Below are 17,626 nucleotides of genomic sequence, written 5' to 3'. Positions count from 1 at the left end.
CACTGTGGGAGCGAGCCTGCTCGCGATTGCGGTGTATCCGTCGACATGAATGCTGGATGTCAGTCCGCCATCGCGAGCAGGCTCGCCCCCACAGGGTTTTGTGTTTATCTCTGGTTCCGTGTCGGGTTCAGAAAGAATCTCCCGGCACGCGAACAAACCCTTCCATCAACACCCGCGCACTGCGGCTCATGATGGCTTTGTTCACTGTCCATTCACCGTCCACCAGGCTGGCCTCGGCACCGACGCGCAAGGTGCCCGACGGATGGCCGAAACGCACGGCATTGCGCTCGATGCCGCCCGCTGCGAGGTTTACCAGCGTGCCGGAAATGGCGGCGGCAGTGCCGATAGCGACCGCCGCAGTGCCCATCATCGCGTGGTGCAACTTGCCCATGGACAATGCGCGCACCAATAGATCGACATCACCTGCCGCAATCGCTTTACCGCTGGACGCGACGTAATCCGCAGGCTTGGCCACAAAGGCAACCTTGGGCGTGTGCTGGCGCTTCGCGGCTTCATCCAGATTGGAAATCAGCCCCATGCGCAGCGCACCGTAAGCACGAATGGTCTCGAACATCGCCAGTGCTTTCGGATCACCGTTGATAGCGCCCTGCAACTCGGTGCCGGTGTAACCGATGTCTTCGGCATTGACGAAAATAGTCGGGATACCCGCATTGATCATGGTTGCCTTGAACGTCCCGACGCCGGGCACTTCGAGGTCGTCCACCAGATTCCCGGTAGGAAACATCGAACCGCCACCGCCCTCCTCTTCCGCCGCCGGGTCCATGAATTCGACCTGCACTTCGGCTGCCGGAAAGGTCACGCCGTCGAGTTCGAAATCACCGGTTTCCTGCACCTCACCATTGGTGATCGGTACGTGGGCGATGATGGTCTTGCCGATGTTGGCCTGCCACACGCGCACCACCGCCACACCGTTGTGCGGAATGCGGCTGGCGTCCACCAGGCCGTTGCTGATGGCGAACGAACCGACCGCCGCCGACAGGTTGCCGCAGTTGCCGCTCCAGTCCACAAATGGCTTGTCGATGGAGACCTGACCGAACAGGTAATCGACGTCGTGATCGGCCTTGAGGCTTTTCGACAGGATTACGGTTTTACTGGTGCTGGAAGTCGCGCCGCCCATGCCATCGATTTGCTTGTCGTACGGGTCGGGGCTGCCGATCACCCGCAGCAACAGGGCGTCGCGCGCCGGGCCGGGAATCTGTGCCGCTTCGGGCAGGTCTTTCAGGCTGAAAAATACGCCTTTGCTGGTGCCGCCGCGCATGTAGGTGGCGGCGATTTTGATCTGGGGTGCGTGAGCCATGGGTGCTCCTTCAAGACAGACACGGGACTTGAAGTCCCGCGTCCGCACAGCTTGATTTAGACGGCAACCGCCGATTCTTCGAGGAAGTCCTGCGCGAAGCGTTGCAGCACGCCGCCGGCCTCATAGATCGACACTTCTTCAGCAGTGTCGAGGCGGCAGGTCACCGGCACTTCGACGCGCTCACCGTTCTTGCGATTGATCACCAGCGTCAGCTCGGCGCGCGGTGTGCGTTCGCCGATCACGTCGTAGGTTTCGCTGCCGTCGATGGCGAGCGTGTGGCGGTTGGTGCCCGGCTTGAACTCCAGCGGCAACACGCCCATGCCCACCAGGTTGGTGCGGTGAATACGCTCGAACCCTTCGGCGGCAATCGCTTCCACACCCGCCAGACGCACGCCTTTGGCCGCCCAGTCGCGGGACGAACCCTGACCGTAATCGGCGCCGGCGATGATGATCAGCGGCTGCTTGCGTTCCATGTAGGTTTCGATGGCTTCCCACATGCGCATGACCTTGCCTTCCGGTTCCACGCGGGCCAGCGAACCCTGCTTGACCTTGCCGTTTTCCTGGACCATTTCGTTGAACAGTTTCGGGTTGGCGAAGGTGGCGCGTTGCGCGGTCAGGTGGTCACCGCGGTGCGTGGCGTAGGAGTTGAAATCCTCTTCCGGCAGGCCCATTTTCGCCAGGTATTCGCCGGCGGCGCTGTCGAGCATGATCGCGTTCGACGGCGACAGGTGATCGGTGGTGATGTTGTCCGGCAGCACCGCCAGCGGGCGCATGCCCTTGAGCGGGCGCGCACCGGCCAGTGCGCCTTCCCAGTACGGCGGACGGCGGATGTAGGTGCTCATCTCGCGCCAGTCGTACAGCGGCGTGACCTTAGGACCGGTGTCTTCGTGGATGGCGAACATCGGGATGTAGACCTGACGGAACTGCTCAGGTTTGACCGAGGCTTTCACCACCGCGTCGATCTCTTCGTCGCTCGGCCAGATGTCCTTCAGGCGGATTTCCTTACCGTTTGCGTCCAGGCCCAGCACATCTTTTTCGATGTCGAAACGGATGGTGCCGGCGATGGCGTACGCCACCACCAATGGCGGCGAAGCGAGGAATGCATTCTTGGCGTAAGGGTGAATCCGCCCGTCGAAGTTGCGGTTGCCCGAGAGCACGGCGGTGGCGTACAGGTCGCGGTCGATGATCTCTTGCTGGATCACCGGGTCCAGCGCGCCGGACATGCCGTTGCAGGTGGTGCAAGCAAAGGCCACGACGCCGAAACCGAGTTGTTCCAGTTCGTCCGTCAGGCCCGCTTCATCGAGGTACAACGCCACGGTTTTCGAACCCGGTGCCAGGGACGACTTGACCCACGGCTTGCGGGTCAACCCGAGCTTGTTGGCATTGCGCGCCAGCAGGCCGGCGGCAATCACGTTGCGCGGGTTGCTGGTGTTGGTGCAACTGGTGATGGCGGCGATGATCACCGCGCCGTCCGGCATCTGGCCAGGTACGTCGTCCCATTTCCCGGAGATGCCTTGCGCGGCGAGGTCAGACGTAGCAACGCGAGCGTGCGGGTTGCTCGGGCCGGCCATGTTGCGCACTACCGAGGACAGGTTGAAGGTCAGGCCGCGCTCGTATTGCGCACCCTTCAGGCTGTCGGCCCACAGGCCGGTGGTCTTGGCGTAGTTCTCGACCAACTGTACTTGCTCGTCTTCACGGCCGGTGAGTTTGAGGTAGTCGATGGTCTGTTGGTCGATGTAGAACATCGCCGCGGTGGCGCCGTATTCCGGGGCCATGTTGGAAATGGTTGCGCGGTCGCCGAGGGTCAGCGCGGAGGCGCCTTCGCCGAAGAACTCCAGCCACGCGCCGACGACTTTTTGCTTGCGCAGGAACTCGGTCAGCGCCAGCACCATGTCGGTGGCGGTGATGCCCGGTTGCAGTTTGCCGGTCAGTTCGACGCCGACGCTTTCCGGCAGACGCATCCACGATGCGCGGCCAAGCATCACGCTCTCGGCTTCCAGGCCACCGACGCCAATGGCGATCACACCCAGGGCATCGACGTGCGGGGTGTGACTGTCGGTGCCGACGCAGGTATCAGGGAACGCCACGCCATCGCGCACCTGGATCACCGGAGACATTTTCTCCAGGTTGATCTGGTGCATGATCCCGTTGCCGGGCGGAATCACGTCAACGTTCTTGAACGCTTTCTTGGTCCAGTTGATGAAGTGGAAACGGTCTTCGTTGCGACGGTCTTCGATGGCTCGGTTCTTCTCGAACGCGTCCGGATCGAAACCACCGCGCTCGACGGCCAGGGAGTGGTCGACGATCAGTTGTGTTGGCACCACCGGGTTCACTTGCGCCGGGTCGCCACCTTGCAGGGCGATGGCGTCACGCAGGCCGGCGAGGTCGACCAGCGCGGTCTGGCCGAGAATGTCGTGGCACACCACGCGGGCCGGGAACCATGGGAAGTCGAGGTCGCGTTTGCGCTCGATGAATTGCTTCAGGGATTCGGTGAGCGTGGCCGGGTCGCAGCGACGCACCAGGTTTTCCGCCAGCACGCGGGAGGTGTACGGCAGGGTGTCGTAGGCGCCGGGCTGGATGGCTTCGACCGCCGCACGGACGTCGAAGTAATCCAAATGGCTGCCGGGCAGCGGTTTACGGAATTCAGTGTTCATCGTCAGGACTCGGTCACGGTAGTTTCAAAGGGTGGGGCCTGGCACAGCACCTGAAATGCACACAATCCACTGTGGGAGCGAGCCTGCTCGCGAAAGCGGTGTATCAGCCGACATCGATGTTGAATGTCAGTCCGTCTTCGCGAGCAGGCTCGCTCCCACAGGGATCTGCGTAGCGTTCAGATCCCGGTGCAGGCCTTCACCATTCAGCGTTGTTCGATTGGCACGAACTTGCGCTGTTCGACGCCGACATACTCGGCGCTCGGGCGGATGATGCGGTTGTTGGCACGTTGTTCGAACACATGCGCCGCCCAGCCGGTCAGGCGCGAGCAAACGAAAATCGGCGTGAACAACTTGGTCGGAATACCCATGAAGTGGTACGTCGACGCATGGTAGAAGTCAGCGTTCGGGAACAGTCTCTTCTGTTCCCACATGGTTGCGTCGATGGCTTCGGACACTGGAAACAACACGGTGTCGCCCACTTCGTCAGCGAGTTTTTTCGACCAGCCCTTGATTACCTCGTTACGCGGATCGTTATCCTTATAGATCGCGTGGCCGAAGCCCATGATCTTGTCCTTGCGCGCCAGCATGCCGAGGGTGCCCTCGACCGCCTCTTCCGGCGACGAGAAACGCTCGATCATTTCCATCGCCGCTTCGTTGGCGCCGCCGTGCAGCGGGCCGCGCAGGGAACCGATGGCCGCGGTGATGCAGGAGAACAGGTCGGACAGGGTCGATGCACACACCCGAGCGGTGAAGGTCGAAGCGTTGAACTCATGTTCCGCGTACAGGATCAGCGAAACGTTCATCACTTTGACGTGCAGGTCGCTTGGCTTCTTGCCGTGCAGCAGGTGCAGGAAGTGGCCGCCAATGGATTGTTCGTCGCTCACGCAGTTGATGCGTTTGCCGTCGTGGCTGAAGCGATACCAGTAACACATGATCGCCGGAAACGCGGCCAGCAGGCGGTCGGTTTTGTCGTGCTGCTCGGAGAAATCCATCTCCGGTTCGATATTGCCCAGGAACGAGCAACCGGTGCGCATCACGTCCATCGGGTGGGCATCCGCGGGGATGCGCTCCAGCACTTCCTTGAGCGCTTGCGGCAGGTCGCGCAACTTGCCCAGTTTGTTGATGTAGGCGTCCAGTTGCGCCTGGGTCGGCAGTTCGCCGTACAGCAGCAGGTAGGCCACTTCTTCGAACTGGGCGTCAGCCGCCAGTTCGCGAACGTCGTAGCCGCGGTAGGTCAGGCCTGCGCCCGACTGGCCCACGGTGGACAGTGCGGTTTGCCCGGCAACCTGGCCACGGAGCCCGGCGCCACTGAGTACTTTTGCTTCGGCCATTGCTGTCTCCAGTTTTCTTGAATTTGTTAGGGAATCGGCAAATTTGGGTGTTGCCAAAAAGATCGCAGCCTTCCGCAGCTCCTACATCGACTGCGTCCGGCAACATCCCCGTAGGAGCTGCCGGGTGAAACGAGGCTGCGATCTTTGGATCTTTACTTCTTCGCGGCAAACAACGCATCGAGCTTCTGCTCGAAGGTGTGGTAGTCGATGCGATCGTAAAGCTCCATGCGCGTCTGCATGGTGTCGATCACGTTCTGTTGCGTGCCGTCGCGGCGAATCGCGGTGTAGACATTTTCCGCGGCCTTGTTCATGGCGCGGAAGGCCGACAGCGGGTACAGCACCAGCGACACATCCGCTCCTGCAAGTTGCTCGGTGGTGTACAGCGGCGTCGCGCCGAACTCGGTGATGTTGGCCAGGATCGGCGCTTTCACGCGGCTGGCGAACAGCTTGTACATCTCCAGTTCGGTGATCGCTTCCGGGAAGATCATGTCGGCGCCAGCCTCGATGCACGCCGCAGCGCGATCCAGTGCGGACTCCAGACCTTCCACCGCCAGGGCGTCGGTGCGGGCCATGATCACGAAGCTGTCATCGGTGCGCGCATCAACCGCCGCTTTGATGCGGTCGACCATTTCCTGCAGCGACACGATTTCTTTGTTAGGACGGTGACCGCAGCGCTTGGCGCCGACCTGGTCTTCGATATGAATCGCCGCCGCGCCGAACTTGATCATCGACTTGACGGTGCGCGCGACGTTGAACGCCGAGGAGCCGAAACCGGTGTCCACGTCCACCAGCAGCGGCAGGTCGCAGACGTCAGTGATGCGGCGCACGTCGGTCAGCACGTCGTCCAGGCTGGTGATGCCCAGGTCCGGCACGCCGAGTGAGCCGGCAGCCACCCCGCCACCCGACAGGTAAATCGCCTTGAAACCGGCGCGCTTGGCCAGCAGCGCATGGTTGGCGTTGATCGCGCCGACCACTTGCAGCGGATGTTCGCTGGCGACCGCATCGCGGAAACGCTGGCCTGGAGTGCTCTTGTTGGAACTCATGACTCACCTCGTTCAGTGGCTGTCTTAGTGGCGCCGTCCTGGTAATGACGGGCGATATTGCGTTTGGAGGCGCCGATGTGACGGCGCATCAACAACTCGGCCAGTTCACCGTCACGGTCGGCGATGGCGTCGAGAATCCGGTGGTGCTCGGCAAAGGCCTGGCGCGGGCGATTGGGCGTGGTGGAAAACTGGATGCGGTACATGCGCACCAGTTGATAAAGCTCGCCGCAGAGCATCTGCGTCAGGGTGCGGTTGCCGCTGCCCTGGATGATTCGGTAGTGGAAGTCGAAATCGCCTTCCTGCTGGTAATAACCGACACCGGCCTGAAACGCCGCATCGCGCTCGTGGGTTTCAAGGACGTGGCGCAGTTCGTCGATTTCTTCGACGGTCATGCGTTCCGCCGCGAGACGGCAGGCCATGCCTTCGAGGGATTCGCGGATTTCGTAGAGTTCCAGCAGCTCGGCGTGACTCAGGGAAACCACTCGCGCCCCGACGTGCGGCACGCGAACCAGCAGGCGCTGGCCTTCCAGACGGTGGATCGCTTCGCGCAGCGGACCGCGACTGATGCCATAGGTGCGCGCCAGTTCCGGCTCGGAGATTTTGCTGCCCGGGGCGATCTCGCCCTTGACGATGGCCGCCTGAATGCGTCGAAAGACGTTCTCGGAAAGTGTTTCCGAATCGTCCTGAGCAATGATCGGGGGATCGAGTTGATCCAGCATATTGTCGACACCTTGAAAGCTGATGCGGCAAAAACTAGCGAATATAGGTCTGGCAGTCAAAGGATAAATGGATATTGTCGACAATCGTCTAATAACCGGCCGCCCCATAACGAAGCAGCATCTCTGTTTATAGCCGCCTCCCGGCGCTGGCGCCATGAAACCACCGTGCTAGAATGCCGCCCGCATTTGTTTGTGACATCTGCACGGCCTGTCATAAATAGCTGATAGGCATACGAGGGAGCTTGCGCAGCGATGCCAGGGCCTTGAATCGAAACACGGACCGCTGCGCACCAGGATTTATGAGACTCAAGCCCTTCCCCACCTTCCTTTATATGCTCTGCCTGCCCGGTGTCGCCGCGGCGGGGGAAAAAACCGTGTACGGCCTCAACGAGTACGCCTCGCTGGACGGCATCAACCTGGAAGTCGCGGCCAAACTCGACACCGGGGCGAAAACCGCCTCCCTGAGCGCCCGCGACATCAAACGCTTCAAGCGCAACGGCGAATCCTGGGTGCGCTTCTATCTGGCGATCGACGCGGCGCACTCGCACCCGATCGAACGGCCACTGGCCCGCGTCAGCAAGATCAAGCGCCGCGCCGGCGACTACGATCCGGACGAAGGCAAGAAATACACCGCCCGTCCGGTGATCGAGCTGGATATCTGCATGGGTTCGGCTTTACGCAGCATCGAAGTGAACTTGACCGACCGAAGTGCCTTCCAATATCCGCTCCTGATCGGCTCCGAAGCGCTCAAGCGCTTTGATGCGCTGGTCGACCCCAGCCTTAAATACGCTGCTGGCAAACCCGCCTGCGCCACCGACGCTCATACCGCAGAGTAATTCCAATGCGCTCTCTTACCCTCCATCTGAAAATGCTGATCGCCATCCTGGTGGTGCTGGGCATTTCAGTTACGGCCTATCAGATTTTCGTGCTCGGCATTCCCGTGACCGAAGACGCCACCGACGACTTGTGGAACATCGACGCCAAGGTCGAGTTCGTCGCCAGTGCCAAGGACCCGGTCAAGATCCAGATGTTCGTGCCGCCTCTGAGCCGCGATTACGTCAGCCTGAATGAAAGCTTCATCTCCAATAATTACGGCGTGGCCGTAAACCGTGTCGACGGCAACCGCAAGGTCACCTGGTCGGCGCGCCGGGCCAAGGGCAACCAGACGCTTTATTACCGCCTGGTGCTGACCAAGCGCTACACCGGTGAAAAATCCAAGATCAAAGGCCCGACCTTCCGCGACAGCATCGCCGTCGAAGGCCCGGAAAAAATCGCCGCCGAAGCCCTGCTCGCGCCGATTCGCCAGCACTCGGCCGACGTCGAAACCTTCATTGGCGAGGCGATCAAGCGGGTCAACAACGTCAATGACGACAACGTGAAACTGTTGCTGGGGGGTGATCCGTCCAGTGGGCACAAGGCCAAAATCGTTGAACTGGTGCTGTCTATCGCCCACGTGCCGGTGGAAAAGGTCCACACCATCCGTCTGGTCGCCGACCAACCGCAAACACCTGAACTCTGGCTGCGCAGCTTCAACGGCACCGACTGGCTGTACTTCAACCCGGAAACCGGCGAGCAAGGCCTGCCGACCGACCGCCTGCTGTGGTGGACCGGCGATGAAAACCTGATCACTGTCGATGGCGGCAAGAAAGCCACCGTCACGTTCAGCATGAACAACAGCGAAATGAACGCCATTCGCCTGGCCAAGCTGACCGACGAAAACACCGACGCCAACTTCCTCGAATACTCGTTGTACGGCCTGCCGCTGCAAACCCAGCAGACCTTCATGATCATGGTGATGATCCCGATCGGCGTGCTGGTGATCCTGATCCTGCGCAACCTGATCGGCTTGCAGACCCTCGGCACCTTTACCCCGGTGCTGATCGCCCTCGCCTTCCGCGAAACCCAGCTCGGCTTCGGTATCGTGCTGTTTACCATCATCACCGCGCTGGGGCTCTCGCTGCGCTCGTACCTTGAGCACCTGAAACTGCAGATGTTGCCAAGGCTGTCGGTGGTGCTGACGTTTGTGGTGGTACTGATCGCAGCGATCAGCCTGTTCAGCCATAAGCTCGGCCTGGAGCGCGGGTTGTCCGTGGCGCTGTTCCCGATGGTGATTCTGACCATGACCATCGAACGCCTGTCGATTACCTGGGAAGAACGCGGTTCCGGGCATGCGATGAAAGTCGCGATCGGCACCTTGTTTGCCGCCACCCTGGCACACCTGATCATGAGCGTTCCAGAGCTGACCTACTTCGTGTTCACCTTCCCGGCGGTCCTGTTGATTCTGGTGGGCTTCATGCTGGCGATGGGACGCTATCGTGGTTATCGCCTGACTGAACTGGTGCGTTTCAAGGCGTTCCTGAAGAAGGCTGACGTCTGATGTTCGGCTTCTGGAAGACCTGGAAGGCCCTTGAAGCCCGGGGCATCATGGGGATCAACCGGCGAAACGCAGACTACGTGCTCAAGTACAACAAGCGCAGCCTGTACCCGATCGTCGATGACAAGATCATCACCAAGGAACGGGCGATCGCCGCCGGCATTCATGTGCCGGAACTGTATGGCGTGATCTCCACCGAGAAAGAGATCGACAACCTCGACAAGATCATCGGCGGACGCAACGACTTCGTGATCAAACCGGCCCAGGGCGCGGGTGGCGACGGCATCATTGTGGTTGCCGACCGTTTCGAGGGGCGTTATCGCACAGTGTCCGGCAAGATCATCAGCCATGAGGAAATCGAGCACCATATCTCCAGCATCCTGACGGGCCTCTATTCACTGGGCGGTCACCGGGATCGTGCGCTGATCGAATACCGCGTGACACCCGATCAGATTTTCAAAAGCATCAGTTATGAAGGCGTGCCGGATATCCGCATCATCGTGCTGATGGGCTACCCGGTGATGGCGATGTTGCGCCTGCCGACGCGTCAGTCCGGAGGCAAGGCCAACCTGCACCAGGGCGCCATCGGCGTCGGTGTCGACCTCGCCACCGGCCTGACCCTGCGCGGCACCTGGCTGAACAACATCATTACCAAACACCCGGACACCACCAACGCGGTGGACGGAGTGCAACTGCCCTACTGGGACGGTTTCATGAAACTCGCCGCCGGCTGTTACGAGCTGTGCGGGCTGGGTTACATCGGTGTCGACATGGTGCTGGACCAGGAAAAGGGACCGCTGATTCTCGAGCTGAATGCCCGGCCGGGGCTGAACATCCAGATTGCCAATGATTGCGGGCTGACATTGCGCACCCATGCGGTCGAGGCGCGACTGGAAGAGCTGAAGGCTCGCGGGATCACCGAGACGGTGCAGGAGCGGGTCGAGTTTGTTCAGGAGATGTTCGGGCATATTCCGGCCGTCGAAGGCTGACCTTGTGGCGAGGGGATTTATCCCCGTCGGACTGCGAAGCGGCCCCAAAATCAGGCCTGCTGCGCAGTCCAACGGGGATAAATTCCCTCGCCACAGGCCTAGCGCCAGCCGCTGCCAATCGGTCACTTCGCGACATCCCCTCTAGGAGCAATTCCCCGAGGGGACTACAATCGCCACCCCGCCTCGATGGCTGATCTGCCCCGCCCATGCTGACCTGTTCCGTACACCCGCTGCCCTATCGCGCCAACCCCGCCGAGTACTTCGCGGCGATCCGTCATGCTCCTGGTGCCGTGCTGCTCGACAGTGGCCGGCCAACGGCCGATCGCGGGCGTTATGACCTGCTCAGCGCCTGGCCGCTCGAGCAACTGACGGTGTTGCCCGACGAAAGTGGCAGCGATTTCCTTCAGCGTCTGCGCACAAACCTGACACGACTCGGCGAAGCGGCAGTTCCGTTTGATCTGCCCTTCGCTGGCGGCTTGATGGGCTATCTGAGCTATGACTTCGGTCGGCATCTGGAACACCTGCCCAGTCAGGCGCGGGACGATCTTCAATTGCCCGATGCGCGTTTCGGACTCTACGACTGGGCGCTGATCAGCGACCATCAACGGATGACCAGTCAGTTGGTGTTCCACCCGTCACTGATCGACAGCGAACGTCAGCGTCTGATTACGCTGTTCACTCAACCTGCGGTCGCAGCGGTCGAGGCATTTCAACTGAAAGCGCCGATGCAGGCCGATCTGAGCGCTGATCAATATCGCCAGGCACTAGAGCGTATTCAGCAGTACATCCAGGCTGGCGATTGCTACCAGGTCAACTTCGCCCAGCGTTTTCGCGCCGAGTGCGAAGGCGATCCATGGGCCGCTTACTGCGCGTTGCGCGCGGCGTGCCCGACGCCCTTCTCCGGCTTCCAGAGCCTGCCCGCCGGTGGCGCGGTGCTGAGCCTGTCGCCTGAGCGCTTCGTCAAAGTCAGCGAACGCCACGTTGAAACGCGCCCGATCAAAGGCACCCGTCCCCGTGGCCTGACTGCCGCCGAAGATGCGGCGAACGCCGCCGAATTGTTGGCCAGCCCCAAGGACCGCGCGGAAAACCTGATGATCGTGGATCTGTTGCGCAACGATCTGGGCCGCACTTGCCGTATCGGCTCGGTGCGGGTGCCTGAGTTGTTCAGTCTGGAAAGCTATCCGAATGTGCATCACCTGGTGAGCAGCGTGACCGGTGAACTGGCGGATGACCGTGATGCCCTGGACCTGATCGCCGGCAGCTTCCCGGGCGGCTCGATTACCGGAGCGCCGAAGATTCGCGCGATGCAGATCATCGATGAGCTGGAGCCGACCCGACGCGGGTTGTATTGCGGTTCATTGCTGTATCTGGACGTGCGCGGCGAGATGGACAGCTCCATCGCGATTCGCAGCTTGCTGGTGAAGGACGGGCAGGTGTGTTGCTGGGGCGGCGGCGGGATCGTGGCGGATTCGGAGTGGCAGGCCGAGTATCAGGAATCGATCACCAAGGTGAAAGTACTGCTCGACACCCTGCAAAACCTTTAGCTTGTGGCGAGGGAGCTTGCTCCCGCTGAGGTGCGAAGCGCCCCCAAAACCAGACGCCGCACACCTTCAGTCAGAACGCATTCGCCGGTTTTACGGCTGGTCTTCAGCCGAGCGGGAGCAAGCTGCCACAGGGTTGCGACTACAAACTCAACGCCCGATTCGAAGCCTTGATGAACTCCTGCTTCAAATCCTCAAAGGTGTGCACCGCCGGGAATTGCGGAAACTCGCGAATCACGTTATCCGGCGCATGGAACAGAATCCCCGCATCCGCCTCGCCCAACATCGTGGTGTCGTTGTACGAATCCCCCGCTGCAATCACTCGGTAATAAAGGCTCTTGAACGCCAGAACCGACTGACGTTTCGGATCTTTCTGACGCAGCTGATAGCTCGTCACTCGCCCGGCGTCGTCGGTAATCAGACGATGACAGAGCAAGGTCGGGAAGCCCAACTGACGCATCAGCGGCTGGGAAAACTCATAGAACGTATCCGACAGGATCGTCACCTGAAAGCGCTCGCGCAGCCAGTTGACGAACTCGACAGCGCCGTCCAGCGGCTTGAGCGTGGCGATCACTTCCTGGATATCGGCGAGTTTCAGGCCATGCTCGTCGAGGATCCGCAGGCGCTGCTTCATCAGCACGTCGTAGTCGGGAATGTCCCGGGTGGTGGCCCTGAGGGATTCGATCCCGGTTTTTTCGGCGAACGCGATCCAGATTTCCGGGACCAGCACACCTTCCAGATCCAGACAGGCAATTTCCACAAGACACCCCATTTGTATTGATTATTGAGTCGAGCGAGCAAAAGGACTGCCGAACTCTAGCGACTCGGGCGGGCGTGCGCAACGCAGAGGGCGCGCCAGCCACCGCAGGATTTTGTTACCATCAGGCCCACATAGAGCGCCCAGCGCCACCGACCTGTAGGAAGCCGCCCTGATGAGCCCATCGTTCGATGTCGTGGAACTCGCCACGACCTATGCCAACAAATCCGCCCAGGACATCCTCAAACTCGCGTTTGCCGAGTTCGGCGATGACCTGTGGATATCTTTCAGCGGCGCCGAAGACGTGGTGCTGGTAGACATGGCCTGGAAGCTGAACAAGAACGTCAAAGTGTTCAGCCTCGATACCGGCCGTCTGCACCCCGAGACTTACCGCTTCATCGATCAAGTGCGCGAGCACTACAAGATCGACATCGAACTGGTGTCCCCGGACTACACGAAACTTGAGCCGTTCGTGAAGGAAAAAGGCCTGTTCAGCTTCTACAAGGACGGCCATGGGGAGTGCTGCGGCATCCGCAAGATCGAGCCGCTGCGCCGCAAATTGTCCGGCGTGACCGCCTGGGCGACCGGCCAGCGTCGGGACCAGAGCCCCGGCACCCGCAGCGCCGTCGCGGTGCTGGAAATCGACACTGCCTTCTCCACTCCGGAACGCACCCTGTACAAGTTCAATCCGCTGGCGCAAATGACCAGCGAGGAGATCTGGGGTTACATCCGTATGCTTGAACTGCCTTACAACAGCCTGCATGAGCGCGGTTTCATCAGCATCGGCTGCGAGCCGTGCACCCGTCCGGTGCTGCCGAACCAGCACGAGCGTGAAGGTCGTTGGTGGTGGGAAGAGGCGACGCAGAAAGAATGCGGGTTGCACGCCGGTAACATTATCAGCAAGTCGAAGGTGTAATCCCCTACCCTGTGCAATCCCTTGTGGGAGCGAGCCTGCTCGCGATAGCGGTGTAACAGTCGACAATAATGTTGAATGTCAGTCCGTAATCGCGAGCAGGCTCGCTCCCACAGGGTTAGTGTTCCGCCTACAAATGTGTACACACGAATGTCACCATCGGTGCCATTTATGTGTGCACTTTTTGTTTCTTCGACCCAAATTGTTACATCCGCCCTGCCTGAATTCCTTCCTAGGCCTCCCTAGCGAATCCCTCCGAAAAATAAATACCTGTTCATCCGGTCAATTTTTATCGCCTTGATTTCAACCACTTATTTCATATCGATAACAAAACGAAATTAGCAGCAAAAATCATAGACCTGTGGCTGGCATGGATCTGGCTTAAGTGCATACATGTTTTGTATACAATCAGTTCAAAACATACACACACTCAAGATCCGCAAGCCTGAAGCGCCCTATCCCGTACAGGCTGCAGATGCCCCGTAACCAATGATGCTTGTCGCCCGCGACGAAGATTTGTCGAGCCAACGCTCATGCACAGTCATCGCGACGCCAAGCTCGGAGCCTGCCGGAATGCGTACTAGCCTCTCCAACAACATCGCGCTGGATCTGCCCTCCTTTCCACCCACCGCTCACGATCAGACCTTTCAAGAACCTGTGGTGCTCAGCCCGCGACTGCACAACAAAGACCTGGCGCCGACCAAAGCCGAAGGCCGGCGCTGGGGCCGCTACAGCATTTTCGCGCTATGGACCAACGACGTTCACAACATCGCCAACTACTCCTTCGCCATCGGCTTGTATGCGTTGGGCCTGGGCGGCTGGCAGATTCTGCTGTCGCTTGGGATCGGCGCAGCGCTGGTGTATTGCTTCATGAACTTGTCCGGCTACATGGGCCAGAAAACCGGGGTGCCGTTTCCGGTCATCAGCCGGATCAGTTTCGGTATCCACGGGGCGCAAATTCCTGCACTGATCCGCGCCGTGATCGCCATCGCCTGGTTCGGTATTCAGACATACCTCGCCTCGGTTGTGTTTCGCGTGCTGCTGACAGCGGTGCATCCGGGCTTCGCCGATTACGATCACGATTCGATCCTTGGCTTGTCGAGCCTGGGCTGGGTGTGTTTTGTCGCCATCTGGCTGGTGCAACTGGCGATCCTCGCCTACGGCATGGAAATGGTGCGGCGCTACGAAGCGTTTGCCGGGCCGGTCATTCTGCTGACCGTCGCGGCCCTCGCCGCCTGGATGTACTTTCAGGCCGACGCGACCATCGCCTGGTCGATCCGCGAGCCGCTGACCGGCGGCGAGATGTGGCGCAATATCTTCGCTGGCGGCGCGTTGTGGCTGGCGATCTACGGCACGCTGATTCTCAACTTCTGCGACTTCGCCCGTTCATCGCCGTGCCGCAAGACGATCAAGGTCGGAAATTTCTGGGGCCTGCCGGTGAATATTCTGGTGTTCGCCGGCATCACCGTCCTGCTGTGCGGTGCGCAATTTCAGATCAACGGCCGGATCATCGAAAGTCCGACGGAAATCATCGCGTCGATTCCCAACACCTTCTTTCTGGTGCTCGGGTGCCTGGCATTCCTGATCGTCACCGTGGCGGTGAACATCATGGCCAACTTCGTCGCCCCGGCCTTCGTACTCAGTAACCTGGCGCCGAAATACCTGACCTTCCGTCGCGCCGGGCTGATCAGCGCGACCATTGCGGTACTGATCCTGCCGTGGAACCTCTACAACAGCCCGTTGGTGATCGTGTATTTCCTGTCCGGTCTCGGCGCCCTGCTCGGCCCGTTGTATGGCGTGATCATGGTCGACTACTGGCTTGTACGAAAAGGTCAGGTCAACGTGCCGCAGTTGTACAGCGAGGATCCCGCCGGCGCTTATTACTACAGCCGTGGCGTCAATTTACGTGCGGTGGCGGCGTTCATTCCTGCAGCGCTGATCGCCATCGTCCTGGCGCTGGTGCCGGGTTTCCACCTCGTATCACCCTTCTCCTGGCTGATCGGCGCCGGCATTGCCGGGATGCTCTACCTGCTTATCGCCAAGCGGCAGCCCCACTACGCGGACGTCAGCGGTGAAGCCATCGCGGTCGACAACGTCAGCCATTAACCCCACGACGGCCCGGCATCGTCGGGCCGCAGAACCACCCGCTATAAGGACTTCCCATGCGAATTCTCGTGGTCAACGTCAACACCACTGAATCCATCACCCAGGCCATTGCGCGTTCGGCGCAAGCCGTGGCCGCGCCAGGCACCGAAATCATCGGCCTGACGCCACATTTCGGCGCCGACTCCATCGAAGGCAATTTCGAAAGCTACCTGGCCGCCATCGCTGTGATGGACCGGGTGATGTCCTACGACCAGCCTTTCGATGCGGTGATCCAGGCCGGTTATGGCGAGCACGGTCGCGAAGGCTTGCAAGAATTGCTCAACGTGCCGGTAGTGGACATCACCGATGCGGCGGCGAGCACGGCGATGTTCCTCGGTCATGCCTATTCGGTCGTCACTACGCTGGACCGGACGGTGCCGCTGATCGAAGACCGCCTGAAACTGTCCGGGCTCTGGGACCGCTGTGCCTCGGTGCGAGCCAGTGGTCTGGCGGTGCTGGAGCTGGAAGCCGATCCGCAGCGGGCACTGGAAGCGATTGTTCGTCAGGCTGAGCGGGCGGTGGTTGAAGACAAGGCCGAGGTGATCTGCCTCGGCTGCGGCGGGATGGCCGGGCTGGATGAACAGATACGCCGGCGCACCGGGGTTCCGGTGGTGGATGGTGTGACGGCGGCGGTGACCATTGCCGAATCGCTGGTGCGGTTGGGGTTGTCGACGTCGAAAGTGCGGACGTATGCCACGCCGCGGCCGAAGAACATCGTTGGGTGGCCGGGGCGGTTTGGCCGGTAGACCGCGTTATCGTTCATCGCGGGCAAGCCACGCTCCCACAGGGATCTATGCCGTTCACAAATCCCCTATTTGCCCGCGATGGCAGCATCTCGGTCCAAAGCCAGGCTCAAACCGCACTGAACCGCGCCCCCAACCCCTGCTCCGCAAACTGCTCAATAATGAAATCTACAAACGCCCGAGTCTTGCCCGGCAACAATTTGTGCTCAGCGTAATAGATAGAAATATTGCCATCGTCGACATACCAATCGGGCAACACCCGCTGCAACGTTCCGGCCTCCAGATACCCCGCGGCAAACGGCATGCTCACCAGCGCAATGCCCAACCCCTGAGCCGCGGTCGCACAGGCCGCTTCCGAATCGCTCATGGTCATCCGCGCCTTGAGTGTCAGGGGACTGTGTTGCCGAGTGCGACTGGTCAACTGCCAGGAACGCACGCGCCCCGTCTGCGGCGACCGAATGAGGATGCCATCGTGATGCTTGAGATCATCGGGCTCGACGATCGCCTCGCGCTCCGCCAGATAGTCGGCTGAAGCCACCAATACCCGATGGGCTGGCGTCAGCTTGCGCGCCACAACGCCTTGCGGCAGCTCGAATCCCCCACCGATCGCGGCATCGAATCCCTGAGCGATCAGGTCGACCTGTCGGTTATCGAAATGCCAATCCGGGTTGATTGCCGGAAACCGCCGCAGAAACTCGCCCAACAGGGGCACGACATACAAACGGCCGAACATCGTGCCCATGCTGACTTTCAGCGTACCGGCCGGGCGTCCTTCGGCGCTGGCGAGGTTTGCCACCGCATTCTGGATGGTGAGCAGACTGGAACTGACTTCGCCGAGAAACAACTGACCGGCCTCGGTCAACGTCAGGCTGCGGGTGCTGCGCTGAAACAGCCGCACGCCGAGGTGCGCCTCAAGTTTTGCCACACTCTTGCCCACCGCTGCGGGTGTCAGGCTCAGTCGCCGCGCGGCTTCGGCAAAGCTGCCGACTTCCGCACTGCGCACGAAGCATTCGATACTGCTGAAGGTTTCCATAGGCGCCACTATAAACTTCTGGTTTACACAGACTATCGCAATTACCGGCTACTCAGCGTGTAATCG

The 17,626-nt window shown here is 60.5% G+C and carries 14 protein-coding genes; 7 read left to right on the top strand and 7 right to left on the bottom strand.

What is annotated here, in order from left to right; translation table 11 throughout:
- Positions 1-127: 127 nt before the first annotated feature.
- The 5 genes from prpF to ACM1ZW_RS18035 all read right to left on the bottom strand — a co-directional run bounded on the left by prpF (position 128) and on the right by ACM1ZW_RS18035 (position 7,062).
- Positions 128-1,318, bottom strand: coding sequence for a 2-methylaconitate cis-trans isomerase PrpF (gene prpF / locus ACM1ZW_RS18055; RefSeq protein ID WP_017337457.1), 1,191 nt, complete (start codon positions 1,316-1,318; stop codon positions 128-130).
- A 56-nt stretch (positions 1,319-1,374) separates the two neighbouring features.
- Positions 1,375-3,972, bottom strand: coding sequence for a Fe/S-dependent 2-methylisocitrate dehydratase AcnD (gene acnD / locus ACM1ZW_RS18050; protein WP_414878601.1), 2,598 nt, complete (start codon positions 3,970-3,972; stop codon positions 1,375-1,377).
- Between the two features lie 203 nt (positions 3,973-4,175).
- Complete coding sequence (prpC, locus tag ACM1ZW_RS18045; RefSeq protein ID WP_017337455.1) at positions 4,176-5,303, bottom strand: bifunctional 2-methylcitrate synthase/citrate synthase; 1,128 nt, start codon at positions 5,301-5,303, stop codon at positions 4,176-4,178.
- Positions 5,304-5,455: 152 nt separating this feature from the next.
- Positions 5,456-6,346, bottom strand: coding sequence for a methylisocitrate lyase (prpB, locus tag ACM1ZW_RS18040; protein WP_017337454.1), 891 nt, complete (start codon positions 6,344-6,346; stop codon positions 5,456-5,458).
- A complete protein-coding gene (locus ACM1ZW_RS18035) occupies positions 6,343-7,062 on the bottom strand; it encodes a GntR family transcriptional regulator (RefSeq protein ID WP_193393024.1) in 720 nt (239 codons plus the stop codon). The genes prpB and ACM1ZW_RS18035 overlap by 4 nt, the downstream gene beginning before the upstream one ends.
- Before the next feature lie 302 nt (positions 7,063-7,364).
- Between ACM1ZW_RS18035 and ACM1ZW_RS18030 the strand changes: the two genes are divergently transcribed.
- From ACM1ZW_RS18030 to pabB, 4 genes are all read left to right on the top strand, one after another.
- Positions 7,365-7,901: an ATP-dependent zinc protease gene (locus tag ACM1ZW_RS18030; RefSeq protein WP_017337452.1), complete on the top strand. Its 537-nt coding sequence runs from the start codon at positions 7,365-7,367 to the stop codon at positions 7,899-7,901.
- 5 nt (positions 7,902-7,906) lie between these two features.
- Positions 7,907-9,442: an inactive transglutaminase family protein gene (locus ACM1ZW_RS18025; protein ID WP_017337451.1), complete on the top strand. Its 1,536-nt coding sequence runs from the start codon at positions 7,907-7,909 to the stop codon at positions 9,440-9,442.
- Positions 9,442-10,428, top strand: a complete 987-nt coding sequence (locus tag ACM1ZW_RS18020) for an alpha-L-glutamate ligase-like protein (protein ID WP_253438844.1) — start codon at positions 9,442-9,444, stop codon at positions 10,426-10,428. Before ACM1ZW_RS18025 ends, ACM1ZW_RS18020 begins: the two co-directional genes overlap by 1 nt.
- 206 nt (positions 10,429-10,634) lie before the next feature.
- A complete protein-coding gene (gene pabB / locus ACM1ZW_RS18015) occupies positions 10,635-11,972 on the top strand; it encodes an aminodeoxychorismate synthase component I (RefSeq protein WP_017337449.1) in 1,338 nt (445 codons plus the stop codon).
- 139 nt (positions 11,973-12,111) lie between these two features.
- On the opposite strand, the gene thrH is transcribed toward pabB, so the two are convergent.
- Complete coding sequence (gene thrH / locus ACM1ZW_RS18010; RefSeq protein ID WP_017337448.1) at positions 12,112-12,729, bottom strand: bifunctional phosphoserine phosphatase/homoserine phosphotransferase ThrH; 618 nt, start codon at positions 12,727-12,729, stop codon at positions 12,112-12,114.
- Between the two features lie 172 nt (positions 12,730-12,901).
- Here thrH and ACM1ZW_RS18005 point away from each other — a divergent pair, with 172 nt between their 5' ends.
- The 3 genes from ACM1ZW_RS18005 (at position 12,902) to ACM1ZW_RS17995 (ending at position 16,530) form a co-directional block, all read left to right on the top strand.
- A complete protein-coding gene (locus ACM1ZW_RS18005; RefSeq protein WP_414878599.1) occupies positions 12,902-13,642 on the top strand; it encodes a phosphoadenylyl-sulfate reductase in 741 nt (246 codons plus the stop codon).
- A 570-nt stretch (positions 13,643-14,212) separates the two neighbouring features.
- Positions 14,213-15,745 carry an NCS1 family nucleobase:cation symporter-1 gene (locus ACM1ZW_RS18000; protein WP_416738977.1) on the top strand — a complete coding sequence of 511 codons (1,533 nt, stop codon included), beginning with the start codon at positions 14,213-14,215 and terminating at the stop codon, positions 15,743-15,745.
- 56 nt (positions 15,746-15,801) lie between these two features.
- Positions 15,802-16,530 (top strand): aspartate/glutamate racemase family protein, encoded by a 729-nt coding sequence (locus tag ACM1ZW_RS17995; RefSeq protein WP_414878597.1) that lies wholly within the window; start codon positions 15,802-15,804, stop codon positions 16,528-16,530.
- Between the two features lie 106 nt (positions 16,531-16,636).
- On the opposite strand, the gene ACM1ZW_RS17990 is transcribed toward ACM1ZW_RS17995, so the two are convergent.
- Positions 16,637-17,560: a LysR family transcriptional regulator gene (locus tag ACM1ZW_RS17990; RefSeq protein WP_414878596.1), complete on the bottom strand. Its 924-nt coding sequence runs from the start codon at positions 17,558-17,560 to the stop codon at positions 16,637-16,639.
- Between the last annotated feature and the right edge of the window lie 66 nt (positions 17,561-17,626).

This window comes from Pseudomonas sp. NFX71 (genome assembly GCF_048079215.1).
Lineage (GTDB): Bacteria > Pseudomonadota > Gammaproteobacteria > Pseudomonadales > Pseudomonadaceae > Aquipseudomonas > Aquipseudomonas fluorescens_B.
Note: the sequence above shows the minus strand (reverse complement) of the source record. Positions and strands in the feature narration are given on the sequence as shown.